Source organism: Streptomyces sp. NBC_00464, from assembly GCF_036013915.1.
Classification (GTDB): domain Bacteria; phylum Actinomycetota; class Actinomycetes; order Streptomycetales; family Streptomycetaceae; genus Streptomyces.
The window spans coordinates 6498250-6523195 of sequence record NZ_CP107899.1; the positions used below are offsets into that span (position 1 = coordinate 6498250).

20 protein-coding genes are annotated in these 24946 nt (G+C 69.4%); 11 read left to right on the forward strand and 9 right to left on the reverse strand.

Annotation, left to right across the window (positions count from 1 at the left end; all coding sequences use genetic code 11):
• Positions 1-15 precede the first annotated feature (15 nt).
• Entirely contained in the window at positions 16-1065 is a 1050-nt protein-coding gene (locus OG912_RS29190; RefSeq protein WP_327711933.1) for a PAC2 family protein, read from the reverse strand.
• A gap of 257 nt (positions 1066-1322) precedes the next feature.
• Here OG912_RS29190 and OG912_RS29195 point away from each other — a divergent pair, with 257 nt between their 5' ends.
• The 5 genes from OG912_RS29195 (at position 1323) to OG912_RS29215 (ending at position 7192) form a co-directional block, all read left to right on the forward strand.
• Complete coding sequence (locus OG912_RS29195) at positions 1323-2663, forward strand: enolase C-terminal domain-like protein (protein ID WP_327711934.1); 1341 nt, start codon at positions 1323-1325, stop codon at positions 2661-2663.
• A complete protein-coding gene (locus tag OG912_RS29200) occupies positions 2660-3439 on the forward strand; it encodes an SDR family NAD(P)-dependent oxidoreductase (protein ID WP_327711935.1) in 780 nt (259 codons plus the stop codon). The genes OG912_RS29195 and OG912_RS29200 overlap by 4 nt, the downstream gene beginning before the upstream one ends.
• Before the next feature lie 140 nt (positions 3440-3579).
• Positions 3580-4620, forward strand: coding sequence for a sugar ABC transporter substrate-binding protein (locus OG912_RS29205; RefSeq protein WP_327711936.1), 1041 nt, complete (start codon positions 3580-3582; stop codon positions 4618-4620).
• A gap of 2 nt (positions 4621-4622) precedes the next feature.
• Positions 4623-6143 (forward strand): sugar ABC transporter ATP-binding protein, encoded by a 1521-nt coding sequence (locus tag OG912_RS29210; RefSeq protein WP_327711937.1) that lies wholly within the window; start codon positions 4623-4625, stop codon positions 6141-6143.
• The gene (locus OG912_RS29215) at positions 6140-7192 is read left to right on the forward strand and encodes an ABC transporter permease (RefSeq protein WP_326735269.1); all 1053 of its coding nucleotides are present in this window, start codon (positions 6140-6142) and stop codon (positions 7190-7192) included. Before OG912_RS29210 ends, OG912_RS29215 begins: the two co-directional genes overlap by 4 nt.
• A gap of 82 nt (positions 7193-7274) precedes the next feature.
• Here the strand turns inward: OG912_RS29215 and OG912_RS29220 are convergent, their stop codons facing one another.
• The 5 genes from OG912_RS29220 to OG912_RS29240 all read right to left on the reverse strand — a co-directional run bounded on the left by OG912_RS29220 (position 7275) and on the right by OG912_RS29240 (position 13159).
• Positions 7275-7946: a FadR/GntR family transcriptional regulator gene (locus OG912_RS29220; protein ID WP_327711938.1), complete on the reverse strand. Its 672-nt coding sequence runs from the start codon at positions 7944-7946 to the stop codon at positions 7275-7277.
• 210 nt (positions 7947-8156) lie between these two features.
• Positions 8157-9770: a glycerol-3-phosphate dehydrogenase/oxidase gene (locus tag OG912_RS29225; protein ID WP_327711939.1), complete on the reverse strand. Its 1614-nt coding sequence runs from the start codon at positions 9768-9770 to the stop codon at positions 8157-8159.
• Between the two features lie 6 nt (positions 9771-9776).
• Positions 9777-11318: a glycerol kinase GlpK gene (glpK, locus tag OG912_RS29230; protein WP_327711940.1), complete on the reverse strand. Its 1542-nt coding sequence runs from the start codon at positions 11316-11318 to the stop codon at positions 9777-9779.
• Between the two features lie 55 nt (positions 11319-11373).
• On the reverse strand, positions 11374-12165 hold the full coding sequence (locus OG912_RS29235) for an MIP/aquaporin family protein (protein ID WP_327711941.1): 792 nt from the start codon (positions 12163-12165) through the stop codon (positions 11374-11376).
• A 229-nt stretch (positions 12166-12394) separates the two neighbouring features.
• The gene (locus tag OG912_RS29240) at positions 12395-13159 is read right to left on the reverse strand and encodes an IclR family transcriptional regulator (RefSeq protein ID WP_327711942.1); all 765 of its coding nucleotides are present in this window, start codon (positions 13157-13159) and stop codon (positions 12395-12397) included.
• A 239-nt stretch (positions 13160-13398) separates the two neighbouring features.
• Here OG912_RS29240 and metH point away from each other — a divergent pair, with 239 nt between their 5' ends.
• The 3 genes from metH to OG912_RS29255 all read left to right on the forward strand — a co-directional run bounded on the left by metH (position 13399) and on the right by OG912_RS29255 (position 19697).
• Positions 13399-16911 (forward strand): methionine synthase, encoded by a 3513-nt coding sequence (gene metH, locus OG912_RS29245; protein WP_327711943.1) that lies wholly within the window; start codon positions 13399-13401, stop codon positions 16909-16911.
• Positions 16912-17031: 120 nt separating this feature from the next.
• Positions 17032-17733 carry an HAD family hydrolase gene (locus tag OG912_RS29250; protein WP_327711944.1) on the forward strand — a complete coding sequence of 234 codons (702 nt, stop codon included), beginning with the start codon at positions 17032-17034 and terminating at the stop codon, positions 17731-17733.
• Positions 17734-18095: 362 nt separating this feature from the next.
• Positions 18096-19697: an ABC transporter substrate-binding protein gene (locus tag OG912_RS29255; RefSeq protein ID WP_327711945.1), complete on the forward strand. Its 1602-nt coding sequence runs from the start codon at positions 18096-18098 to the stop codon at positions 19695-19697.
• A 39-nt stretch (positions 19698-19736) separates the two neighbouring features.
• On the opposite strand, the gene OG912_RS29260 is transcribed toward OG912_RS29255, so the two are convergent.
• Both OG912_RS29260 and OG912_RS29265 read right to left on the reverse strand, forming a co-directional pair.
• Positions 19737-20408: a response regulator gene (locus OG912_RS29260; protein ID WP_266776897.1), complete on the reverse strand. Its 672-nt coding sequence runs from the start codon at positions 20406-20408 to the stop codon at positions 19737-19739.
• 9 nt (positions 20409-20417) lie between these two features.
• Entirely contained in the window at positions 20418-21263 is an 846-nt protein-coding gene (locus OG912_RS29265; protein ID WP_327713578.1) for a RecB family exonuclease, read from the reverse strand.
• 172 nt (positions 21264-21435) lie between these two features.
• Here OG912_RS29265 and OG912_RS29270 point away from each other — a divergent pair, with 172 nt between their 5' ends.
• The 3 genes from OG912_RS29270 to OG912_RS29280 all read left to right on the forward strand — a co-directional run bounded on the left by OG912_RS29270 (position 21436) and on the right by OG912_RS29280 (position 24521).
• Positions 21436-22686, forward strand: a complete 1251-nt coding sequence (locus OG912_RS29270; RefSeq protein ID WP_327711946.1) for a site-2 protease family protein — start codon at positions 21436-21438, stop codon at positions 22684-22686.
• Positions 22687-22759: 73 nt separating this feature from the next.
• Positions 22760-23665: a tRNA (adenine-N1)-methyltransferase gene (locus tag OG912_RS29275; RefSeq protein ID WP_326735259.1), complete on the forward strand. Its 906-nt coding sequence runs from the start codon at positions 22760-22762 to the stop codon at positions 23663-23665.
• A 265-nt stretch (positions 23666-23930) separates the two neighbouring features.
• Positions 23931-24521 (forward strand): hypothetical protein, encoded by a 591-nt coding sequence (locus OG912_RS29280; RefSeq protein ID WP_327711947.1) that lies wholly within the window; start codon positions 23931-23933, stop codon positions 24519-24521.
• Positions 24522-24571: 50 nt separating this feature from the next.
• Here the strand turns inward: OG912_RS29280 and OG912_RS29285 are convergent, their stop codons facing one another.
• Positions 24572-24883, reverse strand: a complete 312-nt coding sequence (locus tag OG912_RS29285) for a ferredoxin (RefSeq protein WP_326735257.1) — start codon at positions 24881-24883, stop codon at positions 24572-24574.
• Between the last annotated feature and the right edge of the window lie 63 nt (positions 24884-24946).

Sequence of the window (24946 nt, forward strand, 5' to 3'; positions counted from 1 at the left end):
TCCACGCTGCCCGGATCAGTCCTCCGGAGAGTCGTCCGCCGAGTCCTCCGACGAATCCTCCGGTGGTCCGCTGCCTGCGGAACCGCCGGCCGGCGGGGAGCCCTTCCCGGGACCGGTCTCCGGCCTGGGCGGCTTGGGCGGCCTGGTCCGGCCGCTCGACGGATCCCGCAGATACGGGCCCTCACCGCTCTCCGTGGCGTGCCCGCCCGGCGCACCACCCGGACCCGGGTCCCGGCGCCGCAGATAGCGCTCGAACTCGCGGGCGATGGCCTCGCCGCTCGCCTCGGGCAGCTCCGCGGTGTCCCGGGCCTCCTCCAGCGTCTGCACGTACTCCGCCACTTCGCTGTCCTCGGCGGCGAGTTGGTCGACCCCGAGCTGCCAGGCGCGTGCGTCCTCGGGCAGTTCACCCAGCGGGATGCGCAGCCCGATGAGGTCCTCCAGGCGGTTCAGCAGGGCCAGGGTGGCCTTCGGGTTGGGCGGCTGCGACACGTAGTGCGGCACCGCCGCCCACAGGCTCACCGCGGGCACACCGGCGTGCGTGCACGCCTCCTGGAGGATGCCGACGATGCCGGTCGGCCCCTCGTACCTCGTCTCCTCCAGGTCCATGGTCCGCGCCAGATCCGGGTCGGACGTCACGCCGCTGACCGGCACCGGCCGGGTGTGCGGGGTGTCGCCGAGCAGCGCACCGAGCACCACCACCATCTCGACCCCCAGTTCATGGGCGAAGCCCAGGATCTCGTTGCAGAACGAGCGCCAGCGCATCGACGGCTCGATGCCCCGGACCAGGACGAGATCGCGCGGCTTGTCGCCGCCGATACGGACCACGGAGAGCCGGGTGGTCGGCCAGGTGATCTTGCGCACCCCGCCATCCAGCCAGACCGTCGGGCGGTTGACCTGGAAGTCGTAGTAGTCCTCGGCGTCCAGCGCCGCGAACACCTCGCCCTTCCATTCCCGGTCCAGGTGCGCGACTGCCGTGGAAGCGGCGTCACCTGCGTCGTTCCACCCCTCGAACGCGGCCACCATGACCGGGTCGATCAGCTCGGGAACTCCCTCGAGCTCGATCACCCAGGCCTCCTTCCGAAGTTCCCTTGCGTACGGAACAACCTTACGGCTTTTGGCCACGCCCTCCGCAGCCCTTGCACAGGGCGGGGTGAACCCGGGCCGCCGGAGTGCATCACCGGCAGGGACGGAGCGTCGGCCTCGCGATACATCCGAGCTGTGCGGGGTCAGTTTCCGCTCAACTCTGGACGTTGGGGCCTTCAGGGCGCTATACATCGGATGACCAGAGCAGAGGTCCGATGTTATTTCCCCTGGGGGCGCACATGAGTCAGACCGTTACGGACTTCGAGGTCCACGACATCCGTTTTCCGACCTCGGAACAACTGGACGGCTCGGACGCCATGAACCCCGACCCCGACTACTCGGCCGCCTATGTCGTACTGCGTACCGACGCCCCGGACGGTGACGGAGGCGGCGATCCCGAGGGTCATGGCTTCTGTTTCACCATCGGGCGCGGCAACGAGGTGATGGCGGCCGCCATCGAGGCACTGCGGCCCTACCTGATCGGGCGTCCGGTACCCCGGACCGCGGCCGACCTCGGCGAGCTGTACCGGGACCTCACCCATGATTCGCAACTGCGCTGGCTGGGCCCCGAGAAGGGCGTGATGCACATGGCGGCCGGTGCGGTGGTCAACGCCGCCTGGGACCTGGCGGCCAAGCACGCGGGCAGACCCGTCTGGCAGTTCCTGGCCGAGATGACACCCGAGGAGCTCGTCTCCCTCGTCGACTTCCGGTATCTCACTGACGCCCTCACCCCAGAGGAGGCGCTCACCATCCTGCGCGCCGCCGAACCGGGCCGGGCCGAGCGCGCGGAGCGGCTGCGCGCCGAGGGATACCCGGCCTACACCACCTCGCCCGGCTGGCTCGGCTACTCCGACGACAAACTGGTGCGGCTGGCGAAGGAAGCCGTCGCCGACGGCTTCACCCAGATCAAGCTGAAGGTCGGCGGTGACGTCGGCGACGACGTCCGCCGGCTCGCGCTCGCCCGGGACGCCGTGGGCACGGACGTACGGATCGCCGTCGACGCCAACCAGCGCTGGGACGTCGCCGACGCGGTGGAGTGGATGACCGCGCTCGCTCCGTACGACCCGCACTGGATCGAGGAGCCGACCAGCCCCGACGACGTCCTCGGCCACGCCGCCGTGCGCGCCGGCCAGCCGGTCAAGGTCGCCACCGGCGAACACGTCGCCAACCGTGTGGTGTTCAAGCAGCTGCTTCAGGCCGGAGCCGTCGACTTCGTCCAGATCGACGCGGCACGTGTCGCCGGCGTCAACGAGAACCTGGCGATCCTGCTGCTCGCCGCCAAGTTCGGCGTGCCGGTCTGCCCGCACGCGGGCGGTGTCGGACTGTGCGAACTGGTCCAGCACCTCTCGATGTTCGACTACGTGGCCGTCTCCGGCAGCTGGGACGACCGGGTGATCGAGTACGTCGACCACCTCCACGAACACTTCGCCGACCCCGTGGTGATCGAGAACGGCCGCTATGCCACTCCGGCGGCGCCGGGCTTCTCCGCCCGGATGCACCCCGAGTCGATCGCCGCACACCGCTATCCGGAGGGCCCCGTATGGCAGGCCCGCCGCACCAATGAGGAGGACAGCCGATGACCGGCACACGCGACTTCGAGGGGATGAACGCTCTGGTGACGGGCGGCGCCTCCGGCATCGGGGCCGCCGTCGCGACCATGCTCCTGGAGCGCGGGGCCCGCGTCGCGGTCCTGGACCGGGAGACCGCGGGCGCCCCCGAGGGGACCCTCGCCGTCAAGGCGGACGTCACCGACGACGCCGCCGTCCGTGCGGCCGTCGACCACGCGGCCACCGAACTGGGCTCCCTGCACACGCTCGTGTCCAATGCGGGCATCGGCTCCATCGGCAGCGTCGAGGACAACGACGACGAGGAGTGGACCCGGGTCCTGGACATCAACGTCCTCGGCATGGTCCGCACCGCCCGGCACGCGCTGCCGCACCTGCGCAGGGCCGCGGCCGAGCGCCCCGGCGCCGTATCGATCACCCAGACCTGCTCGATCGCCGCGACCGCGGGGCTGCCCCAGCGCGCCCTGTACAGCGCGAGCAAGGGCGCCGTCCTCTCCCTGACGCTGGCCATGGCCGCCGACCACGTCCGCGAGGGCGTCCGCGTCAACTGCGTCAACCCGGGCACCGCGGACACCCCGTGGATCGGCCGGCTGCTCGGTCAGGCCGATGACCCGGCCGCCGAACGCGCGGCCCTCAACGCCCGGCAGCCGCTGGGCCGGCTGGTCTCCGCCGACGAGGTGGCCGCCGCGATCCTGTACCTCGCCAGCCCCGCGGCGGCCTCCGTGACGGGCACGGCACTGGCCGTCGACGGGGGAATGCAGGGCCTGCGCCTGCGCCCCGCCGACAGCTGAGCGGAGAGGTGCGGTTCGGACCGGGACAGCCCGGACCGCACCTCTCACATCATCCGCACCACCTGCACCACGCACCTCCGCATTGCCATCAGATCCTTCAGATCCTTCGAGCCGGTACTCCACAAAGGAACGGGACACCAATGAGAGTGCGTACGACGAGTGCGGCGGCCTGCGCCGTACTGCTGGCCGTCACTGCCCTCGCGGGCTGCAACCGCGAATCATCGGACAGAGGCGAAGGCAGCGGAAAGGTCGGCATCGACCTGCCGCGCAGCGACAGCGACTTCTGGAACTCCTACCAGAACTACATCGAGAAGGGGGTGAAGGACGGCGGGGTCAAGGCACTGCCGCTGACCAACTCGCAGAACGACATCGGCAAGCTGGTCGCCAACGTCCAGACCTTCACCGACCAGGGCGCCAAGGCCGTGGTGATGGCTCCGCAGGACACCGGTGCGATAGCCGAGTCGCTCAACACGCTGAACGAGAAGAAGATCCCCGTCATCAGCGTCGACACCCGCCCGGACAAGGGCAACATCTACATGGTGGTGCGCGCCGACAACAAGGCGTACGGGACGAACGCCTGCAAGTACCTCGGCGAGCAGCTGAAGGGCAAGGGCAAGGTCGTCGAGTTCCAGGGCGACCTGTCCTCCATCAACGGCCGCGACCGGTCCGAGGCCTTCAAGGCGTGCATGGACAAGGACTTCCCCGGCATCAAGGTGTTCGAGCTGGCCACCGACTGGAAGGGCGACGTGGCCTCCGCGAAGCTCCAGTCGACCCTGGCCGCGCACCCCGACATCAACGGCATCTACATGCAGGCAGGCGGCGTCTTCCTGCAGCCCACCCTGGCGCTCCTGGAGCAGAAGAAGCTGCTGAAGCCGGCCGGTACGCCGGGCCACATCACGATCATCTCCAACGACGGCATCCCGGAGGAGTTCGACGCCATCAAGGCGGGGAAGATCGACGCGACGATCTCCCAGCCCGCCGACCTGTACGCGAAGTACGCGCTGTACTACGCCAAGGCGGCCCTGGACGGGAAGACGTTCAAGGAGGGTCCGACGGACCACGACTCCACGATCATCAAGATCCCCAACGGCTTCGAGGACCAGCTCCCCGCGCCGCTGGTGACGAAGGACAACGTCGACGACCCGAAGCTGTGGGCCAACCAGCTGGAGAAGAAGAGCTAGTCATGGACCAGGCACCCCCACCTGCCGTACAGGCGGAAGGCGTCGTCAAACGCTTCGGCCCGACCGTGGCGCTCGACGGCGTGAAGCTCACGGTGCGGCCCGGTGAGTCGCACGCACTCGTCGGACGTAACGGCGCGGGCAAGTCGACGCTGGTCAGCGTGCTGACCGGACTCCACAAGGCGGACGCGGGCACGGTCACCTTCGGCGGGGAGCCCGCGCCCGCCTTCGGGGACACCACGGCCTGGCAGTCGAAGGTCGCCTGCGTCTACCAGAAGTCGATGGTCGTTCCCGATCTGACCGTCGCCGAGAACCTTTTTCTCAACCGGTTCGACGACAAGGCCCGCTGGATCAGCTGGGGGCGGCTGCGCAAGCGCGCGGAGCAGCTCCTCGCCGAGTACGGCGTCCAGGTCGACCCGAACACCCGGGCGCGCGATCTCGCGGTCGAGCAGCGGCAGTTCGTCGAGATCGCCCGGGCGCTGTCCTTCGGGGCCCGACTGATCATCCTCGACGAGCCGACCGCACAGCTCGACGCCCGCGGCATCGGCCGGCTCTTCGACAAGCTCCGGGAACTGCAGGACCAGGGAGTGGCGTTCCTCTTCATCTCCCACCACCTGCAGGAGGTGTACGAGCTGTGCACGGCGGTCACCGTCTACCGCGACGCCCGCCACGTGGTGACCGCCCCGGTCGCCGACGTCACGAAGACGGAGCTGGTGGCGGCCATGACCGGCGAGAAGTCGGCCGGTGCCACCGCATGGCACGCGGCCGGCACCGCCGCACCCGTCGACACTTCGGCGGAGCCCGTCCTGCGTACCGAGGGACTCACCCTGGACGGCCGGTTCGAACCGCTGGACCTCCAGGTGCGCCCCGGTGAGGTGCTCGGTCTCGCCGGCTCCGCGGCCAGCGGCAACACCGCGCTCGGTGAGGTGCTGGCGGGCATGCGCAAGGCGGGCGGCGGAACGGTCCGGGTGCGCGGACAGGCCGTCCGCTCGGGCAGCGTGCCCCACGCCCTGGCCGCCGGGATCGGCTACATCCCCGAGGACCGGCACGACCAGGGTCTCGTCCTGGAGCGCAGCGTCGCGGAGAACGCCACGCTCACGGTCACCGACCAGCTCGGCCCGTGGGGGACCGTACTGCCCTCCCGTACAAGGGAGTTCGCCCGGGGCATGATCGAATCGCTGGACATCAAGACCCAGGGACCCGAACAGCCCGTCTCCGGTCTCTCCGGCGGCAACCAGCAGAAGGTGGTGGTCGCCCGCGCACTGGCCCGCAAGCCCAGCGTGCTGGTGGCCGTCCGGCCCACCGCGGGCGTGGACATCAAGTCCAAGGACTCGCTGCTCGGGGTCGTCCGGCGGGTGGCCGACGAGGGCAACGCCGCAGTCGTCGTCTCGGACGAGCTGGACGATCTGCGGGTCTGCGACCGGGTCCTGGCCCTGTTCCACGGCCGGGTCGTCGCAACATTCGCAAGCGGGTGGTCCGACGGGGAACTCGTCGCCGCCATGGAAGGTGTGGGGGAAAGGGAATGACCGGCACGATACGGCCGTCGACGGCCGACGACATCAACGGGGTACTGAAGGGCGGTGCGGGCGCGGACAGCCCGCTGAGCCGGCTCAAGCTGATCCGGTGGAGCGACTTCTCCCTGGTGCCGGTGATCCTGGTGCTGATGCTGATCGGCTTCATCGTCTCGCCGGTCTTCCTCACCTCCGACAACCTGATCAGCGTCGTCCAGCAGTCCTCCGAGCTGAGCCTGCTGGTCCTGGGCCAGGCGCTGATCCTCATCTGCGGCCGGATGGACCTCTCGCTGGAGTCGACGATCGGCATCGCGCCCGTCGTCGCCATGTGGCTCGTGCTGGACTCCGAGGGCGGCCGCTTCGCCGGCCTGGGGCTGTTTCCCAGCTGGTCGGCGATCCCGCTCTGTCTGCTGGTCGGGCTCGTCATCGGAGGCATCAACGGCTTCCTGATGCTGAAGCTCCGGGTCAACGGCTTCATCGCCACGCTCGGCATGCTGACGATGCTGCGCGGCCTCCACATCGGCATCACCGAGGGCAAGTCCATCACCGACGTCCCGGAGTCCTTCCGCTACCTCGGCAAGACCTCGTGGTTCGGTGCTCCGGCCGCCGTCTGGATCTGCCTGGTCCTCTTCGCGATCGGTGGCGCGGCGCTGGCCTGGCTGCGCCACGGACGCTCGCTGTACGCGATCGGCGGCAACCCGGAAGCGGCACGCGCCGCGGGCATCCGGGTCGACCGGGTGACCTGGATCGTGCTGGCCATCGGCGGTCTGCTGGCCGCGTTCGCGGGCATCCTCTACACCGGCCACTACGGGGCGGTCGCCGCGACCCAGGGCAACGGCTGGATCTTCCAGGTGTTCGCCGCGGCCGTGATCGGCGGCATCAGCCTCAAGGGCGGCCGCGGCACGCTGTTCGGTGCGCTGACCGGCGTACTGACGCTGCAGTTGGTGGTCAACGTGATGACGCTCGGCGGCGTCCCGGCGCTGTGGAACCAGTTCCTCAACGGCGCCATCATCATCGTCGCCCTGGTCATCTCCCGCTTCGCGAGCGGCGAGAAGCAGGACTGAACCTCTCGGTCGGCTCACGCCGGACGGGCCATTTCAGCCCGTCCGGCGTTTGAGGACCGGGGTCCGGGGCGGAGCCCCGGGGTTACAGCGTCGACCGCAGCCACTGCTCCACGCTCGCCACGTGCACCGTCGCCCAGGCCCGTGCGGCCTCCGCGTCGCGGTCCCGCAGCGCCGAGACGATCGCCCGGTGCTCGTGGAGCGTACGGCTGACCGCGTCCTCCTGGGTCAGCCCGCGCCAGACCCGCGCCCGCGTCGTCGGCCCCGAAAGACCGTCGAGCAGCGAGCACAGCACCGAGTTGCCGGACGACTGCACGATGCCGCGGTGGAACTCCAGGTCGCCGGCCACCAGCTCCTCGACCGAGGGGCGCTCGCCCAGCGCGTCGAGCTGGGCGCTCAGCGCGTCCAGCTGCTCCTCGCTGATGTGGCTCGCCGCCATCGCGGTCGCCGCCGGCTCCAGGATCCGGCGGACCGCCAGGAACTCCAGCACCGTGTCGTCGCGGTGGAAGTCCACCACGAAGCTCAGCGCCTCCAGCAGCAGCTGGGGGTCGAGACTGGTGACATACGTGCCGTCGCCCTGGCGCACATCGAGAATGCGGATCAGCGACAGAGCGCGCACCGCCTCCCGCAGCGAGTTGCGGGACAGGCCGAGTTCCGCGGCGAGCTCGCTCTCCTTGGGGAGACGATCGCCGGGCCGTAGCGCACCCGAGACGATCATTCCCTTGATCTTCTCGATGGCCTCGTCAGTGACAGCCATGGGGCGACCTCCAGACATCCGATGTATCGCCCCCATTATGCGTCCCCGGAGACGGCCGGTGCGCCCTTCCGGGCGACCGGTACCCCGCCCGAACTGCAACGCGCGCCGTTTCGTCCGATTGCTTACCGAAGAGTCCGAAACGGCCCTGCGTGAATCGGCGCACACGGAAGAGGGCGGCATCCCCCCGGATGCCGCCCTCTACCGCATGGGTCAGCTCCTGCGGTCGTCCAGCATCGACTCGACACCGGCCCGGATCTCGTCCGTCGCCAGGCCCCGGATCGTCAGCGTCGTCCGGCGCCGCAGCACGTCGTCCGCCGTCTCGGCCCACTCGTGGTCGCGCGCGTAGGCGACCTGGGCCCAGATCTCCGGCGCGTCCGGGTGGATCCGCTCCGCGAGCGCGGGGTTCTCGTTGGCCAGCCGGGCGATGTCGAAGGACAGCGAACCGTAGTGCGTGGCCAGGTGCCGTGCCGTGTCGGCCGACATCCGCGGACCCGGCGTACCGCCGTCGATCAGCAGACGGTGCGCCACCGCGTTCGGGTTGGCGATACCGGGCAGCGGCAGCTTCCTCGGCAGCCGGGCCATCGGCTCCATGTCCTCGGCCAGGGGGTGCCCGGGGAGCGCGGCCAGCTTGTTCATCACGGTGCGGCCGATATGGCGGAACGTCGTCCACTTGCCGCCCGCGACCGACAGCATCCCGCCGCGGCCCTCGGTCACCACCGTCTCGCGCTTGGCCTTGGAGGTGTCACCGGGCCCGCCCGGCAGCACCCGCAGCCCCGCGAAGGAGTACGTGATCAGATCGCGCGACAGCTGCTGGTCCCGGACCGAGAACGCCGCCTCGTCCAGGATCTGCGCGGTGTCCTTCTCGGTCACCGCGACATCCGCCGGGTCGCCCTCGTACTCCTCGTCCGTCGTGCCGAGCAGCAGCATGTCCTCCCACGGCAGGGCGAAGGTGATGCGGTACTTGTCGATCGGCGTGGCCAGTGCGGCCTTCCAGGGGCGGGTGCGCTTGAGCACCAGGTGTGCGCCCTTGGACAGACGTATCGACGGTGCCGCGTTCGGGTCCTCCAACTTGCGCAGGCGGTCGACCCACGGGCCGGTGGCGTTCAGCACCAGCCGGGCGGTGACGCCGAACTCGGTGCCGTCCGTCCGGTCCTCCAGATCGGCGCCCGTCACCCGGCCCTTGGTGAACCGAAGCCCGGTCACCGCCGCGTGGTTGAGGACGGTCGCCCCCGCCTCGACGGCCGCGCGGACCGTCATCAGCGCCATCCGCGCGTCGTTCATCTGGTCGTCGCCGTAGACCGCGACGGCCTTCAGATTGTCCGTACGCAGCTCCGGCACATCGCGCTGTGCCTTCGCCGGGCTGATCACATGGCCGACCCCGTCACCGAAGGCGGACAGCGCCGAGTACGCGAACACACCCGCGCCGAGCTTGGCCGCGCCGTGCGGCCCGCCCTTGTAGACGGGCAGGTAGAAGGTGAGCGGGTTGGCCAGGTGCGGGGCCACCTGACGCGAGACCGCCCGTCGCTCGAAGTGGTTCTCCGCGACCAGCTTCACCGCGCCGGTCTGCAGGTAGCGCAGACCGCCGTGGAGCAGCTTGGAGGACGCGGAGGAGGTGGCGCCGGCGAAGTCGCCGGCGTCCACCAGGGCCACCCGCAGCCCGGACTGCGCGGCGTGCCAGGCGGTGGAGATGCCCAGAATGCCGCCACCGATCACCAGGAGGTCGTACGTCGCCTTGGAGAGCTGCTCCCGTGTCTCGGCACGGCTCGGAAGGGAGCCGGAGGCCGGGTGCGTCCCGAGTGCGGGGACGCTCTGCAGGGTGGTCATGTGTGTCTACTCCTCGTCGTCCAGCCAGCCCATGGTCCGTTCCACGGCCTTGAGCCAGCTCTTGTACTCGCGGTCGCGGGTGTCCGCGTCCATGCGGGGGGTCCACTCGGCGGCCCGGCGCCAGTTGGCGCGCAGCGCGTCGGTGTCGGGCCAGAAGCCGACGGCCAGGCCGGCGGCGTAGGCGGCGCCGAGGCAGGTGGTCTCGGCGACCATGGGCCGCACCACGGGTGCGTCCAGGAAGTCGGCGAGCGTCTGCATCAGCAGGTTGTTGGAGGTCATTCCGCCGTCGACCTTGAGCGCGGTCAGCTCGACGCCGGAGTCCTTGGTCATGGCGTCGCTGATCTCGCGGGTCTGCCAGGCGGTGGCCTCCAGTACGGCACGGGCGATGTGCGCCTTGGTGACGTAGCGGGTGAGACCGGCGATGACGCCGCGGGCGTCGGGGCGCCAGTACGGGGCGAACAGTCCGGAGAACGCCGGCACGAAGTACGCGCCGCCGTTGTCCTCGACCGACGAGGCCAGGGTCTCGATCTCGGCCGCGGACTGGATCAGGCCCATCTGGTCGCGCATCCACTGCACCAGCGAACCGGTGACGGCGATCGAGCCCTCCAGGGCGTAGACCGGCTTCTTGTCGCCGATCTGGTAGCCGACCGTGGTCAGCAGCCCGTTGTACGAGTTGACGGGCGTCTCGCCGGTGTTCATCAGCATGAAGGTGCCGGTGCCGTACGTGGACTTGGCCTCGCCCTCGGCGAAACACGTCTGGCCGAACAGCGCGGCCTGCTGGTCGCCGAGCGCGGAGGCGACCGGCACGCCGTCGAGCACACCGCCCTTGGCGTTGCCGTACACCTCGGCCGAGGACCGGATCTCGGGCAGCACGGCCGCCGGGATGTCCATGGAGGCGAGGATCTTGTCGTCCCACTCCATGCGGTGCAGGTTCATCAGCAGCGTGCGCGAGGCGTTGGTGACGTCGGTGACGTGGACGCCGCCCTCGGTGCCGCCGGTCAGGTTCCAGATGACCCAGGAGTCCATGGTGCCGAAGAGGATGTCGCCGCGCTCGGCGCGCTCGCGCAGCCCCTCGACGTTGTCGAGCAGCCAGCGGACCTTGGGGCCGGCGAAGTACGAGGCGAGCGGCAGACCGGTCTCGCGGCGGAAGCGGTCCTGGCCCACGTTGCGGCCGAGCTCCTTGCAGAGCGCGTCGGTGCGGGTGTCCTGCCAGACGAGGGCGTTGTGGACGGGCTCACCGGTGTGCTTGTCCCAGAGCAGGGTGGTCTCGCGCTGGTTGGTGATGCCGATCGCCTTCACGTCGGCGGCGGTGATGCCGGCCTTGACGATGGCGCTCGCCACGACCTCCTGGACGTTCTCCCAGATCTCGGCCGCGTCGTGTTCGACCCAGCCCGGCTTCGGGAAGATCTGCTCGTGCTCCTTCTGGTCGACGGAGACGATCCGGCCGTCCTTGTCGAAGACGATGCAGCGGCTGGAGGTGGTGCCCTGGTCGATGGCCGCGATGAACGGCCCGGTGCCGTGGGTGCCGGTGGTGTGTGCGTCGGTCACGGTGTGCTCCCGGAAGTCTGTGTGGTCTTGGGGGGACGGTTCTGGGCCCGGTGGCTCACGCGAAGGCGAGGTTGTAGAGCCCGCCCGCGATCGCGCCGCCGACGAGCGGTCCGACGACCGGGATCCAGGCGTATCCCCAGTCGGATCCGCCCTTGTTCGGCAGCGGAAGCAGCGCGTGCACGATACGCGGACCGAGGTCGCGAACCGGGTTGATCGCGTAACCCGTCGGGCCGCCGAGCGAGAGACCGATCGAGACGACCACCAGCGCGGTGATCAGCGCGCCGAGCGTGCCGAGGCCGTTGCCGTCGGCGTTGAGGCCCTGAGTGAGGATCGCCAGGACCAGCACGACCGTGGCGATGACCTCGGTGACGACGTTCTGTACGGCGTTACGGATCTCGGGACCCGTGGAGAAGACGCCGAGCACCGGTCCGGCCTTGGGGGCCGCGGCCTTGTCGACCATGCCCTCCTCACCCGTATGGGCGCTCAGGATCTCCGGATCGGTGAGATGGGCCCGGAACTGTCCGTAGTAGGCCAGCCAGACCAGCGCCGCGCCGATCATCGCGCCGAACAGCTGGGAGACGAGATAGAGCGGTACGTCGCTCCACTTGGTGCCGCCCTCGATCGCCAGACCGAGGGTGACAGCCGGGTTGAGGTGCGCTCCGGATACACCGCCGACCATGTACGCGCCGGTCAGCACCGCGAAACCCCACCCGAAGGTGACGGCGAGCCAGCCGGCGTTCTGCGCCTTCGAGTGCTTGAGCGTGACGGCGGCACAGACACCGGCGCCGAGCAGGATGAGTACGGCGGTACCGATGGTCTCGCCGATGAAGATGTCGGAGCTGGACACCCGCGACTCCTTTGTCCTTCGTCCAGGGAAGCCGAACCCCGGGTCCCTCCGGTGGTCCGCGCCCTCATGTGAGGGCGTTGCGGCCTTGGCACTGTCACACCCTAACGCGTATTTCCGTTAGTCGTTCGACAATGCCGACCGATGAACGGCAGTGTTTCCCCCAGGTGAATGAGGCGTCAAGGGGTGTGTGTTCTATAACTCGATCGTTACCGATGATCCCGCAGGGCGCTCAGAAGCGCCTGGCGCCCAGATCCCGGGAGACCGCGCGGGCGCAGTCCCGTACCGCCGCCACCAGCTCCGGCCGCAGTTCGCCGTCCGTGCACACCCGCTCCACCGCACCGGTCACGGCCACGGCTCCCACCGGCATCCGGCGCCGGTCATGGATCGGGGCGGCCACCGCGGCCACCCCTTCCCAGGTCTCCTCGACGTCGGCCGCCCAGCCGCGCGCGCGGATCAGGTCGAGCATCGACTCGAACTCCTCCGAATCGGTGACCGTGCGGTGCGTGAAGGACTGCCGCTCGGCCTCAAGTGCCTCCGTGTGGGCCACCGGGTCGTAGGCCGACAGGACCTTGCCCAGGGCCGTGGAGTGCAGCGGCTGCATGGCGCCGACCTCCAGGACCTGACGGCTGTCGTCGGGCCGGAAGACGTGGTGGACGATCAGGACGCCCTGCTGGTGCAGGACGCCGAGATGGGTGCTCTCGCCGCTGGAACGGGCCAGATCGTCCGTCCAGACCAGGGCGCGGGCGCGCAGCTCGTGGACGTCCAGATAGCTGTTGCCCAGGCGTAGCAGCTCGGCCCCCAGCTGATAGCGGCCGGACGCCGCGTCCTGCTCGACGAAGCCCTCGTGCTGGAGTGTGCGCAGGATGCCGTGCGCGGTGCCCTTGGCCAGGCCCAGGGAGGAGGCGATGTCCGACAGCCCCAGCCGCCGCTCGCCGCCCGCCAGCAGACGCAGCATCGCGGCCGCCCGTTCGAGCGACTGGATGTTCTTGGCCATCGCGCCGTACTCCTCCACCTCGGTTCGACAATGCTGAACACTATCGGTCGATGCCGACCCATGCTCGATCGCAAGGGAATTCTGCGGCACCCCGGCGGCCGGGACGACCGCGTGAACAGCATGCAGTCCGATTCGTGGGACAGAGTGACGGCCCGGGGCGCCGCCCGGCTACCCTGGCCGGGTGCGCCTTCCGCCGAAGACGCAAAGCCGACAGCCGTCGCATCCCAGGGAGTACATCCATGGCCTCGTCGCCGACCCCTTCCGCTGACAGCCGGAACCGAGCCGCAGCCCTTCGCGAGGCGCTCGCCACCCGTGTGGTGGTGGCCGACGGTGCCATGGGCACCATGCTCCAGGCGCAGGACCCCACGCTGGAGGACTTCGAGAATCTCGAAGGCTGCAACGAGATCCTGAACGTCACGCGCCCCGACATCGTGCGCTCGGTGCACGAGGAGTACTTCGCGGTCGGTGTGGACTGCGTGGAGACGAACACCTTCGGCGCGAACCACTCGGCGGCGAACGAGTACGAGATCGCTGACCGGATCGTCGAGCTGTCCGAGGCGGGTGCCCGGATCGCCCGCGAGGTCGCCGACGAGTTCACCGCGAAGGACGGCCGCCCGCGCTGGGTCCTGGGCTCGGTGGGGCCCGGCACCAAACTCCCCTCGCTCGGCCACATCGCGTACGACGTGCTGCGCGACGGCTACCAGCAGAACGCCGAGGGCCTCCTCGCCGGCGGCGCGGACGCCCTGATCGTGGAGACCACGCAGGACCTGCTCCAGACCAAGTCCAGCCTCATCGGCGCGCGCCGGGCGATGGACGCCCTGGGCATCGATGTGCCGCTGATCTGCTCGCTCGCCTTCGAGACGACCGGCGTCATGCTGCTCGGCTCGGAGATCGGCGCCGCGCTGACCGCTCTGGAGCCGCTGGGCATCGACCTGATCGGGCTGAACTGCTCGACGGGTCCGGCCGAGATGAGTGAGCATCTGCGGTATTTGGCCCGGCACTCGCGTACGCCGCTGATGTGCATGCCGAATGCGGGGCTGCCGGTGCTGACCAAGGACGGTGCGCACTTCCCGCTCGGCCCGGAGGGGCTGGCGGACGCGCAGGAAGCCTTCGTGAGCGACTACGGCCTGTCCCTGATCGGCGGCTGCTGCGGGACGACGCCCGAGCATCTGCGCCAGGTCGTCGAGCGGGCCCGCAGCCTCACTCCCGCCGTCCGCGACCCGCGCCCCGAGCCCGGCGCCGCTTCGCTCTATCAGACGGTGCCGTTCCGTCAGGACACCTCGTATCTCGCGATCGGTGAGCGGACGAACGCCAACGGGTCCAAGAAGTTCCGTGAGGCGATGCTGGAGGCGCGCTGGGACGACTGTGTGGAGATGGCGCGCGACCAGATCCGTGAGGGCGCGCACATGCTCGACCTCTGCGTCGACTACGTGGGCCGTGACGGGGTCGCCGACATGAAGGAGCTGGCCGGCCGGTTCGCCACCGCCTCGACGCTTCCGATCGTGCTGGACTCCACCGAGCTGCCCGTGCTGCGGGCCGGTCTGGAGAAGCTCGGCGGGCGCGCGGTCCTGAACTCGGTGAACTACGAGGACGGCGACGGCCCCGAGTCCCGCTTCGTCCAGGTCACCCGCCTCGCCGCCGAGCACGGCGCCGCGCTGATCGCGCTGACCATCGACGAGGAGGGCCAGGCCCGCACCGTCGAGCACAAGGTCGCCATCGCGGAACGCCTCATCCAGGACCTCACCGCCAACTGGGGCATCAATGAGTCGGACATCCTCATCGACTGCCTCACCTTCACCATCTGCACCGGGCAGGAAGAATCCCGCAAGGACGGCATCGCCACCATCGAGGCGATCCGCGAGCTGAAGAAGCGCCACCCCGACGTCCAGACCACACTGGGCCTGTCCAACATCTCCTTCGGCCTCAACCCGGCCGCCCGCGTCGTCCTGAACTCCGTCTTCCTCGACGAGTGCGTCAAGGCCGGCCTCGACTCCGCGATCGTGCACGCCTCGAAGATCCTGCCGATCGCCCGGCTGGAGGAGGAACAGGTCAAGGTCGCCCACGACCTGATTTATGACCGGCGCGCCGAGGGCTATGACCCGTTGCAGCGGCTCATGGAGCTGTTCGAGGGCGTCAACATGAAGTCGATGAAGGAGGGCAAGGCCGAGGAACTCCTCGCCCTGCCCCTCGACGAGCGCCTCCAGCGCCGGATCATCGACGGCGAGAAGAAGGGCCTGGAAGCAGACCTCGACGAGGCCCTGCAGACCCGCCCCGCACTCGACATCGTCAACGACACCCTCCTGGAAGGCATGAAGGTCGTCGGCGAGCTCTTCGGCTCCGGCCAGATGCAGCTGCCGTTCGTCCTCCAGTCCGCCGAGGTCATGAAGACCGCGGTGGCCCACCTGGAACCCCACATGGAGAAGTCCGACGCCGAGGGCAAGGGCACCATCGTCCTGGCCACCGTCCGCGGCGACGTCCACGACATCGGCAAGAACCTCGTCGACATCATCCTGTCGAACAACGGCTACAACGTCGTCAACATCGGCATCAAGCAGCCCGTCTCCGCGATCCTGGAAGCCGCCGACGAACACAACGCCGACGTCATCGGCATGTCCGGCCTCCTGGTCAAATCCACCGTGATCATGAAGGAGAACCTCCAGGAGCTCAACCAGCGCAAACTCGCCGCCGACTACCCCGTCATCCTGGGCGGCGCCGCCCTCACCCGCGCCTACGTCGAGCAGGACCTCCACGAGATCTACGAGGGCGAGGTCCGCTACGCCCGCGACGCCTTCGAAGGCCTGCGCCTGATGGACGCGCTCATCGCGGTCAAACGCGGCGTTCCCGGCGCGACCCTTCCCGAGCTGAAGCAGCGCCGGGTGCCCAAGCGCGACACGGCCGTGCTGGAGGTCGAGGAACCCGAGGAGGGCGTCCGCTCCGACGTGTCCGTCACCAACCCGGTCCCCACCCCGCCGTTCTGGGGCAGCCGCGTCGTCAAGGGCATCCAGCTCAAGGAATACGCCTCCTGGCTCGACGAAGGCGCCCTCTTCAAGGGCCAATGGGGCCTCAAGCAGGCCCGGGCCGGCGACGGACCGACGTACGAGGAACTGGTCGAGACCGAGGGGCGCCCGCACCTGCGCGGCTGGCTCGACAAGCTCCACACCGAGAACCTCCTCGAAGCCGCCGTCGTCTACGGCTACTACCCCTGTGTCTCCAAGGGCGACGACCTGATCCTGCTCCACGAGGACGGCTCCGAGCGCACCCGGTTCACCTTCCCGCGCCAGCGCCGCGGCCGCCGGCTGTGTCTCGCGGACTTCTTCCGCCCCGAGGAGTCCGGCGAGACGGACGTCATCGGCCTCCAGGTCGTCACCGTCGGCTCGAAGATCGGCGGCGAGACCGCCAAGCTCTTCGAAGCCAACTCCTACCGCGACTACCTCGAACTGCACGGCCTCTCCGTCCAGCTCGCCGAAGCCCTCGCCGAGTACTGGCACGCCCGGGTCCGCTCCGAGCTCGGCTTCGCGGGCGACGACCCGGCCGACGTCGAGGACATGTTCGCGCTCAAGTACCGCGGTGCGCGCTTCTCCCTCGGTTACGGTGCGTGCCCGGACCTGGAGGACCGGGCGAAGATCGCCGACCTGCTCCAGCCCGAGCGCATCGGGGTCCACCTGTCGGAGGAGTTCCAGCTCCACCCCGAGCAGTCCACCGACGCCATCGTCATCCACCACCCCGAAGCCAAGTACTTCAACGCGCGGTAAGACTCCGTTCGACGCGCGGTAGCAGCACGAGTCGTACACTGGTCGGTCCAGTGCAGGCCGGTCGCCCTCCCCTCGGGGAAAGGTGACCGGCCTTCTCGTCCCTCATGGAAGGTGTGCCGGATGACCAGTACGATCCCCGCGTCCCTGACCCGTACGGCCGAGGGTGCTGCCCTGCAGGCCGTCTTTCTCGACATGGACGGCACCCTGGTCGACACCGAGGGCTTCTGGTGGGATGCCGAGGTGGAGGTCTTCGCCGATCTGGGGCACAGGCTGGACGAGGCGTGGAAGGACGTGGTCGTCGGCGGCCCGATGACCCGCAGCGCCGGGTACCTCATGGATGTCACCGGCGCGGACATCACCCTCGACGAACTGACCGTGCTGCTCAACGACCGCTTCGAGAAGCGCATCGCCTGCGGAGTGCCGCTGATGCCGGGCGCGGCGCGGCTGCTCGCCGAACTGGCGAGACACGAGATCCCCACCGCCCTCGTCTCCGCCTCGCACCGGCGCATCATCGACCGGGTCCTGGACTCGGTGGGCCGCCACCACTTCGCGCTCACCGTGGCGGGCGACGAGGTCACCCGTACCAAGCCGCACCCGGAGCCCTACCTCACGGCCGCGAGCGGCTTCGGGGCCGACCCCCGGCTCTGTGCTGTCATCGAGGACACCGCGACCGGCGTGGCGGCCGCGGAGGCCGCGGGTTGCCGGGTGGTCGCCGTACCGTCCGTGTCGCCGATCGCACCGGCGGCGGGCCGGGTGGTCGTCCGTTCGCTCGAAGAAGTCGATCTCGCATTTCTCAGGGGCCTGGTGACGGGTATGCGGTGACCCGCATACCGAGAGTATTTCTGTGAATGAATGGAAAAGCTCTCGCGTGCGGCCGTGCGCTTTATGTTGCGTCCGGGTGTGGATAAGGCGAGGACATGTCAAATTCGCAAAAATGTCTACCGCGTGACCTTTGTCACCCGATTGCTCCTCGCTGGGGCCCTGGAATCGGCCGCGCTGCCCGTTTCGTGTACCCAAGTGTCCCGATTGGTGAATCCCTGTACGAATCATTCCGGGACCGGAAATAGGCCCGCCGCTGATTCCCTTGACCATCTGATTACGCAGGATGCGGTGCCGGTCCGGCATTGCCGACGACGCCTACTAATGTCGTTTTCTCCATGACCGCATGAGGGAGAACGTCCACGATGAACCGCAAGACTCTGGTGCTGCCGGCCGTCGTAGGCCTGCTCGCGCCCGTACTCGCCGCCTGCGGCGCGTCGGACAGCGGGAGCGACGGCAACGGCGCCGTCGCTGTCGGCACCACGGACCAGTTCGTCGCCTCCACGGATGCCCCCGCGCCCCTCGACCCCGCCATCGGCTACGAGGCGGGCGTCTGGAACGTGCTGCGGCAGACGGTGCAGACCCTGACGCACGTCCCCCGCGGCGGCGGCCAGCCGGTGCCCGAGGCGGCCGAGAGCTGCACCTTCACGGACACGGCGAACGAGAGTTACCGCTGCAAGCTGCGCGCAGGCCTCGAATTCGCCGACGGCAGCGCCGTCACCGCCGAGGACGTCAAGTACTCCATCGACCGCGTCATCCGGATCAAGTCCACCAACGGACCCGTGGCCCTGCTCAACAACATCGACACCGTCGAGACCAAGGGCGACCGCGAAGTCGTATTCCACCTCCGGACCTCGGACGCGACGTTCCCGTACAAGCTCGCCACGCCGCCCGCCGGAATAATCCAGAAGGACAAATACCCGGCGGCCTCCCCGCGCAGCGGTTTCCAGGTCGACGGTTCCGGCCCGTACACCATGAAGCCGGAAGTGAAGAACGACCAGGTCGTGAAAGTCGTCTTCACCAAGAACCCCCGATACAAGGGGGACCTCAAGGTGATGAACGACAAGGTCGAACTCGATCTCTTTCCCGACGCCACTGCCATGGGCAAGGCGCTCGACGACAAGAAGATCGACATGATGACCCGCACCATGTCGCCCGAACAGGCCCAGCAGATGCTGGAAAAGCCCAAGGACGACATCAAGCTGACCGAGATGCCCGGCCTCGCGATCAGCTACCTCGGCTTCGACACCGAGGACCCCGCCGTGAAGAACAAGGCGGTTCGTCAGGCCATGGCCCAGATCATCGACCGCGGTCAGATCGCGAGTGACGTGTACGGCACGACGGCCGAGCCGCTGTACTCACTGATTCCGTCCGGCATCACCGGGCACACCAACTCGTTCTTCAACAAGTACGGCGAGCCCAGCACCGCCAAGGCCGCCGAGATTCTGAAGGACGCCAAGATCCACACCCCGGTGAAGTTCACCCTTCACTACACGACCGACCACTACGGCGAAGCCACCGCCACCGAGTTCGAGACGCTGAAGAAGCAGTTCAACGACACCGGGCTGTTCGACATCTCCGTCGAGGGCGCCCCCTGGGCGAAGTACCGTCCGGCCGAGGTGCGCGGCGATTACGCCGCCTACGGCATGGGATGGTTCCCCGACTTCCCGGACCCGGACAACTACACGGCGCCGTTCCTCGACAAGGACAACTTCCTCAACTCGCCCTACCGGTCGGCCCTGGCCCAGAAGACGCTCATCCCACAGTCCCGCCGCGAGGACGACCGCAGCGCCGCCGCCAAGACCTTCCAGCAGCTCCAGGACGTCGTCGCCGAGGACGTCCCCGTCCTCCCGGTCTGGCAGGGCAAGCAGTACGTCGCCTCCCGCGAGGGCCTCACCGGCGTCGAGTGGGCGGTCAACTCCTCCGCCGACCTCCAGCTCTGGGAGCTCGGCCCCGGCACCAGCTGACCGGCCCGGACACCGCCCCGGTGCCCCGGCCCCGCCGGGTCACTGGGCGCCGGGGCGCACCAGTCCGCTCTCGTACGCGTACACCGCGGCCTGCACCCGGTCGCGCAGCCCCAGCTTCGTCAGCACATGGCCCACATGCGTCTTGACCGTGGTCTCGCTGACGAACAGGTCGGCGGCAATCTCCGCGTTCGACAGGCCGCGTGCCACCAGCTTCAAGACCTCCACCTCGCGGTCCGTGAGCGTGTGCAGCGTGTCCGGCACCGGATCCTCGCCGGACGGCAGATGGTCCGCGTACTTGTCGAGCAGCCGGCGCGTGATGCTCGGGGCGAGCATCGCCTCGCCGCCCGCGACCACGCGGATCGCCTGCACCAGCTCATTGGCCGGGGCGTCCTTCAGCAGGAAGCCGCTGGCACCGGCGCGGAGCGCCTCCACCACGTACTCGTCGAGATCGAACGTGGTCAGCACCAGCACCTTCGCCGGACCGTCCCGGCCCGGACCGGTGATCTGACGCGTCGCCTCGACACCGTCCATCCGCGGCATCCGGATATCCATCAGGACCACATCGGGCTGCAGGGCCCGCACCTGGTCGAGCGCCTGGAGACCGTCACCGGCCTCGCCCACCACCGCGAGATCACCCTCCGCCTCCAGAATCATCCGGAAGCCGGTGCGCAGCAGCGGTTGGTCGTCGACCAGCAGGACGCGGATTGCCACGGGATCTCCTCAATGTCCTTCAAGGGCCACAGACCGGCCGGCCTCAACCCGGACCGGGTCCATTCTGCCCTGGCCATCCTGCGCCGATTCCGCCGGCCGGACCGACAGCGGATACACCGGGGGAGTCCCGCCGAATTCGGGACAGAGCGCCTGATGGTCGCACCAGCCGCACAGCTTCGTCGGCCGCGGCCGCCACTCACCGGTCTCCGTGGCCAGCGAGATCGCGTCCCACAGCGCCAGCAGCTTGCGCTCCACCCGCTCCAGGTCCGCCACCACCGGGTCGTACGTCATCACGTCGCCGCTGCCGAGGTAGACCAGCTGGAGCCGGCGCGGCACCACACCCTTGAGCCGCCAGATCACCAGCGCGTAGAACTTCATCTGGAACAGCGCGCCCTCCGCGTACTCCGGACGCGGCGCCTTCCCCGTCTTGTAGTCCACGATGCGGACCTCGCCCGTCGGCGCCACGTCGATCCGGTCGATCACCCCGCGCAGCCGCAGCCCCGAATCCAGCTCGGTCTCGACGAACATCTCCCGCTCGGCCGGCTCCAGGCGCGTCGGATCCTCCAGCGAGAACCAGCGCTCCACCAGCCGCTCCGCCTCCGACAGCCACTGCGCGAGCCGCTCGCCCTGAGGATCCTCGGCGAACAGCTCGGCCAGCTCCGGCTTCGACTCCAGCAGCCGGTCCCACTGGCCGGGGATCAGCGACGTGGCCCGGTCCGGCGTGCGCTCCGGCGCCGGGTTGTCGAAGAGCCGCTCCAGCACCGCATGCACCAGCGTGCCCCGGGTAGCCGCCTCGCTGGGCTTCTGCGGCAGCTTGTCGATGACGCGGAAGCGGTACAGCAGGGGGCACTGCATGAAATCGCTCGCCCGCGACGGCGAAAGGGACGAGGGCGGCTGAGGCGGCCGCGGCACTGAGGTCATGACGAAGACCCTACGACCCGCCACTGACACCAATCGGCATACCATCGACCACAGACCCTCGAACACTGCATGATCGTGCCGAAACGGCACCGACCGAAGGGACCTCGTGGACGAGAGCGGCAACAGCGGGCGGCCGCAGCCCGGCGCAGGGGACAAGGCCCCCGGCGACGGCCCCGACAAGGGCAAACCGGGACGCGGGGAAGAGCCGGGCGGCGGCATCCTCATGGGCCGCCCCTTCGGAGTGCCGGTCTACGTAGCGCCCAGCTGGTTCATCGTGGCGGCCCTGATCACCTGGGTCTTCGGCGGCCAGCTCGACCGCGTGCTGCCCGACCTCGGCGCGGCGCGCTACCTGGTCGCCCTCTTCTTCGCGATCGCGTTCTACGCCTCAGTGCTCGTCCACGAACTCGCGCACACGGTCGTCGCCCTGCGCTACAAGCTGCCGGTCCGCCGGATCCAGCTCCAGTTCTTCGGCGGGGTCTCCGAGATCGAGAAGGAATCCGAGACCCCCGGCCGCGAATTCGTCCTCGCCTTCGTCGGCCCGCTGCTCTCCCTCGTCCTCGCGGGCGTCTTCTACGTACCGATGAAGTTCGTCGAAGCCGGCACCGTGCCCGGCGTGCTGCTCGGCGGACTGATGATCTCCAACCTCATCGTCGCCGCGTTCAACCTGCTGCCCGGCCTCCCGCTCGACGGCGGCCGGATGCTCCGCGCCGTCGTGTGGAAGATCACCGGCCGCCCGATGAGCGGCACCGTCGCCGCCGCCTGGGTCGGCCGCGCCCTGGCCGTCATCACCCTCATCGGCCTGCCCCTCCTCACCCACACCGGTGCCCTCGGGAGCAGCAACCGCGACATCAGCGGCATGGACACCGTCACCGACGCCCTGCTCGCCGCGATCCTCGCCGCCATCATCTGGACCGGTGCGGGCAACAGCCTGCGCATGGCCCGGCTCCGCGAACACCTCCCCGACCTGCAGGCCCGTACCCTCACCAGGCGCGCCGTCCCGGTCGAGGCCGACACCCCGCTCTCCGAGGCCCTGCGCCGGGCCAACGAGGCAGGTGCCCGCGCCCTCGTCGTCGTCGACGGGACCGGCGAACCCACGGCCGTCGTCCGGGAAACCGCCATCGTCGCGGTCCCCGAACACCGCCGCCCCTGGGTCGCCGTCAGCGGCCTCGCCCAGGACCTCACCGACGGCATGAAGGTCTCCGCCGAACTCGCGGGCGAGGCCCTCCTGGACCGTCTCAAGGCCAGCCCCGCCACCGAGTACCTCGTCGTCGAGGACACCGGCGAGATCTACGGAGTGCTCTCCACCGCCGACGTCGAGCGTGCGTTCGTCGCAGCCATGGCACGCCCCGCCGCCTGACCGGCCGGCCGCGCCCGTCGGCCATGCCCGGGCGGGCGGCAGGAGCCCCCGGAAACACCGGTACGCTGGTCACATGTCTGAACCGACCGGTGCCGCCCGCCGACGTGGGCCCTTCAAGGTCGGGGACCAGGTCCAGCTCACCGATCCCAAGGGACGCCACTACACCTTCACGCTCGAAGCCGGAAAGAACTTCCACACCCACAAGGGTTCTTTCTCGCACGACGAGCTGATCGGTGCTCCCGAGGGCAGTGTTGTCCGTACCACGGGAAACGTCGTCTACCTGGCGCTGCGCCCCCTGCTCCCCGACTACGTCCTGTCCATGCCCCGCGGCGCCGCCGTGGTCTACCCCAAGGACGCGGGTCAGATCCTGGCCTTCGGCGACATCTTCCCCGGCGCCCGCGTCGTGGAAGCCGGCGTCGGATCCGGCGCACTGTCCACCTTCCTGCTCCGAGCCATCGGCGAGCAGGGCATGCTGCACTCCTACGAGCGCCGCGAGGACTTCGCCGAGATCGCCCAGCAGAACGTCGAGCGCTACTTCGGCAGCCCGCACCCCGCATGGCAGCTCACGGTCGGCGACCTCCAGGACAACCTCACGGAAACCGACGTGGACCGCGTCGTCCTGGACATGCTCGCGCCCTGGGAGTGCCTGGACGTCGTCTCCAAGGCACTCGTCCCCGGCGGCATCCTCTGTGCGTACGTCGCGACCACCACCCAGCTCTCGCGGACGGTCGAGTCCATCCGTGAGATCGGCTGCTTCGCCGAGCCGCAGCCCTGGGAGTCGATGATCCGCAACTGGCACGTCGAGGGTCTCGCGGTCCGTCCGGACCACCGCATGATCGGCCACACCGGATTCCTCGTCACCGCCCGCCGGCTGGCCGACGGAGTCCAGGCCCCGCCGCGCCGCCGCCGCCCCTCCAAGGGCGCCTACGGCGAGGACTACACCGGCCCGGGCAGCCAGAGCGGCTCCGACCGCGACTGAACCAGGGGCGCAGTCCTCGACATGCGCCCCGGCATGCCGGCGCCGCCGCCGAGTTCCCGGACCGACCCGGGAACTCGGCGGCGGCGCCTTTGCGTTGCCCCTGTGCGGGGGACGAACGGAGAACGGGATCCGTAGCCACCCCACCGTTCCACTGCCGTGTGAGGTGTGGCACGATGCTGGCCACCCCCACCCCGCCGCCGACGTCCCGCCGACGGCACCGCCTTTTCCGGCATTCCGCACCACAGGACCACAGGAGACATCCCGCGTGCAGACCTCCGCGCTCCCGGACCTCGCGCACACCGACACCACGACGATGCACTGGCTCGCCACGGCGGCGGCCATGGCAGCGGTCGTCGCGGCAGCCGGTCTGCTCCAGCCCGACGCGAGCGCCTCGGCCTCCACCGCCCCGCACCGCACCACGGCGCAGCACGGCGCGGCGCCCGTCGCCGCCCCCGACCCGGCCCGTGCGGCCTTCCCCCTGGAATGCGGCGGGGCGGGCCATACCGTGGCCAAGGAGGCCCCCGGCGACCTGGACGGCGACGGCCGTCCGGAAACCGTCGCGGTGGTCCACTGCGCGGCCGGATCGGGCACCCCGCCCAGCGGCGTCTACGTCCTGACACAGGGAGGCGGGGCCGCACCACGGATCGTCGCGACCCTGGTGGACCCCGTCCAGAAGATGAGCGTCGGCGACTTCGCGGTGCGTGACGGCGTCGTCTCCGCCACGCTGCTCGGCTACTCCTCGGCCTCGGTGCCCTCCTGCTGCCCCGACGAGCAGGAGAAGGTCACCTGGGAGTGGCAGAACGGCGCCTTCGTGCGCAGCAGTCAGTCGCAGGACCCGGCCGGTGCCGGCGTCTGACCGCTGCTGACCTTCACCGGGCGCGCCCGCCGGCCCGTCCGGGACCGCGGTCAGGCGGCCTCGGGTCCGAAGACCTCGACCCTGTCCGAAACACGTCGCACATGAATGCAGTCGCCCGGGCACTCCTTGGCCGAGTCGACCACGTCCTGAAGGATCGGCAGCGGGACACGCGTGGTCGCGCCCTTGTCCTGCAGCAGCTCGTCCTGATCGCTCTTCACATACGCGAGACCGTCGATGTCCAGCTCGAAGACCTCCGGGGCGTACTGCACGCAGATCCCGTCCCCCGTGCAGAGGTCCTGGTCGATCCAGACCTCCAGATCCTGCGTCTCGCTACCGGTGGGAGCCTCCTGCTGCACGGTCATTTCTCCTGCCGTTTCCTGCGTATCCGAACCAAAAAAAGCCAGCCCTGACGGGTGTTGACACTT

Coding starts and splice junctions, on each gene's coding strand:
- OG912_RS29200 (WP_327711935.1), top strand. CDS start 2,660: ATGACCGGCACACGCGACTTCGAGGGGATGAACGCTCTGGTGACGGGC.
- OG912_RS29240 (WP_327711942.1), bottom strand. CDS start 13,159: ATGGCCAAGAACATCCAGTCGCTCGAACGGGCGGCCGCGATGCTGCGT.
- OG912_RS29205 (WP_327711936.1), top strand. CDS start 3,580: ATGAGAGTGCGTACGACGAGTGCGGCGGCCTGCGCCGTACTGCTGGCC.
- metH (WP_327711943.1), top strand. CDS start 13,399: ATGGCCTCGTCGCCGACCCCTTCCGCTGACAGCCGGAACCGAGCCGCA.
- OG912_RS29255 (WP_327711945.1), top strand. CDS start 18,096: ATGAACCGCAAGACTCTGGTGCTGCCGGCCGTCGTAGGCCTGCTCGCG.
- OG912_RS29225 (WP_327711939.1), bottom strand. CDS start 9,770: ATGACCACCCTGCAGAGCGTCCCCGCACTCGGGACGCACCCGGCCTCC.
- OG912_RS29215 (WP_326735269.1), top strand. CDS start 6,140: ATGACCGGCACGATACGGCCGTCGACGGCCGACGACATCAACGGGGTA.
- OG912_RS29220 (WP_327711938.1), bottom strand. CDS start 7,946: ATGGCTGTCACTGACGAGGCCATCGAGAAGATCAAGGGAATGATCGTC.
- OG912_RS29265 (WP_327713578.1), bottom strand. CDS start 21,263: ATGCAGTGCCCCCTGCTGTACCGCTTCCGCGTCATCGACAAGCTGCCG.
- OG912_RS29275 (WP_326735259.1), top strand. CDS start 22,760: ATGTCTGAACCGACCGGTGCCGCCCGCCGACGTGGGCCCTTCAAGGTC.
- OG912_RS29195 (WP_327711934.1), top strand. CDS start 1,323: ATGAGTCAGACCGTTACGGACTTCGAGGTCCACGACATCCGTTTTCCG.
- OG912_RS29285 (WP_326735257.1), bottom strand. CDS start 24,883: ATGACCGTGCAGCAGGAGGCTCCCACCGGTAGCGAGACGCAGGATCTG.
- OG912_RS29250 (WP_327711944.1), top strand. CDS start 17,032: ATGACCAGTACGATCCCCGCGTCCCTGACCCGTACGGCCGAGGGTGCT.
- OG912_RS29210 (WP_327711937.1), top strand. CDS start 4,623: ATGGACCAGGCACCCCCACCTGCCGTACAGGCGGAAGGCGTCGTCAAA.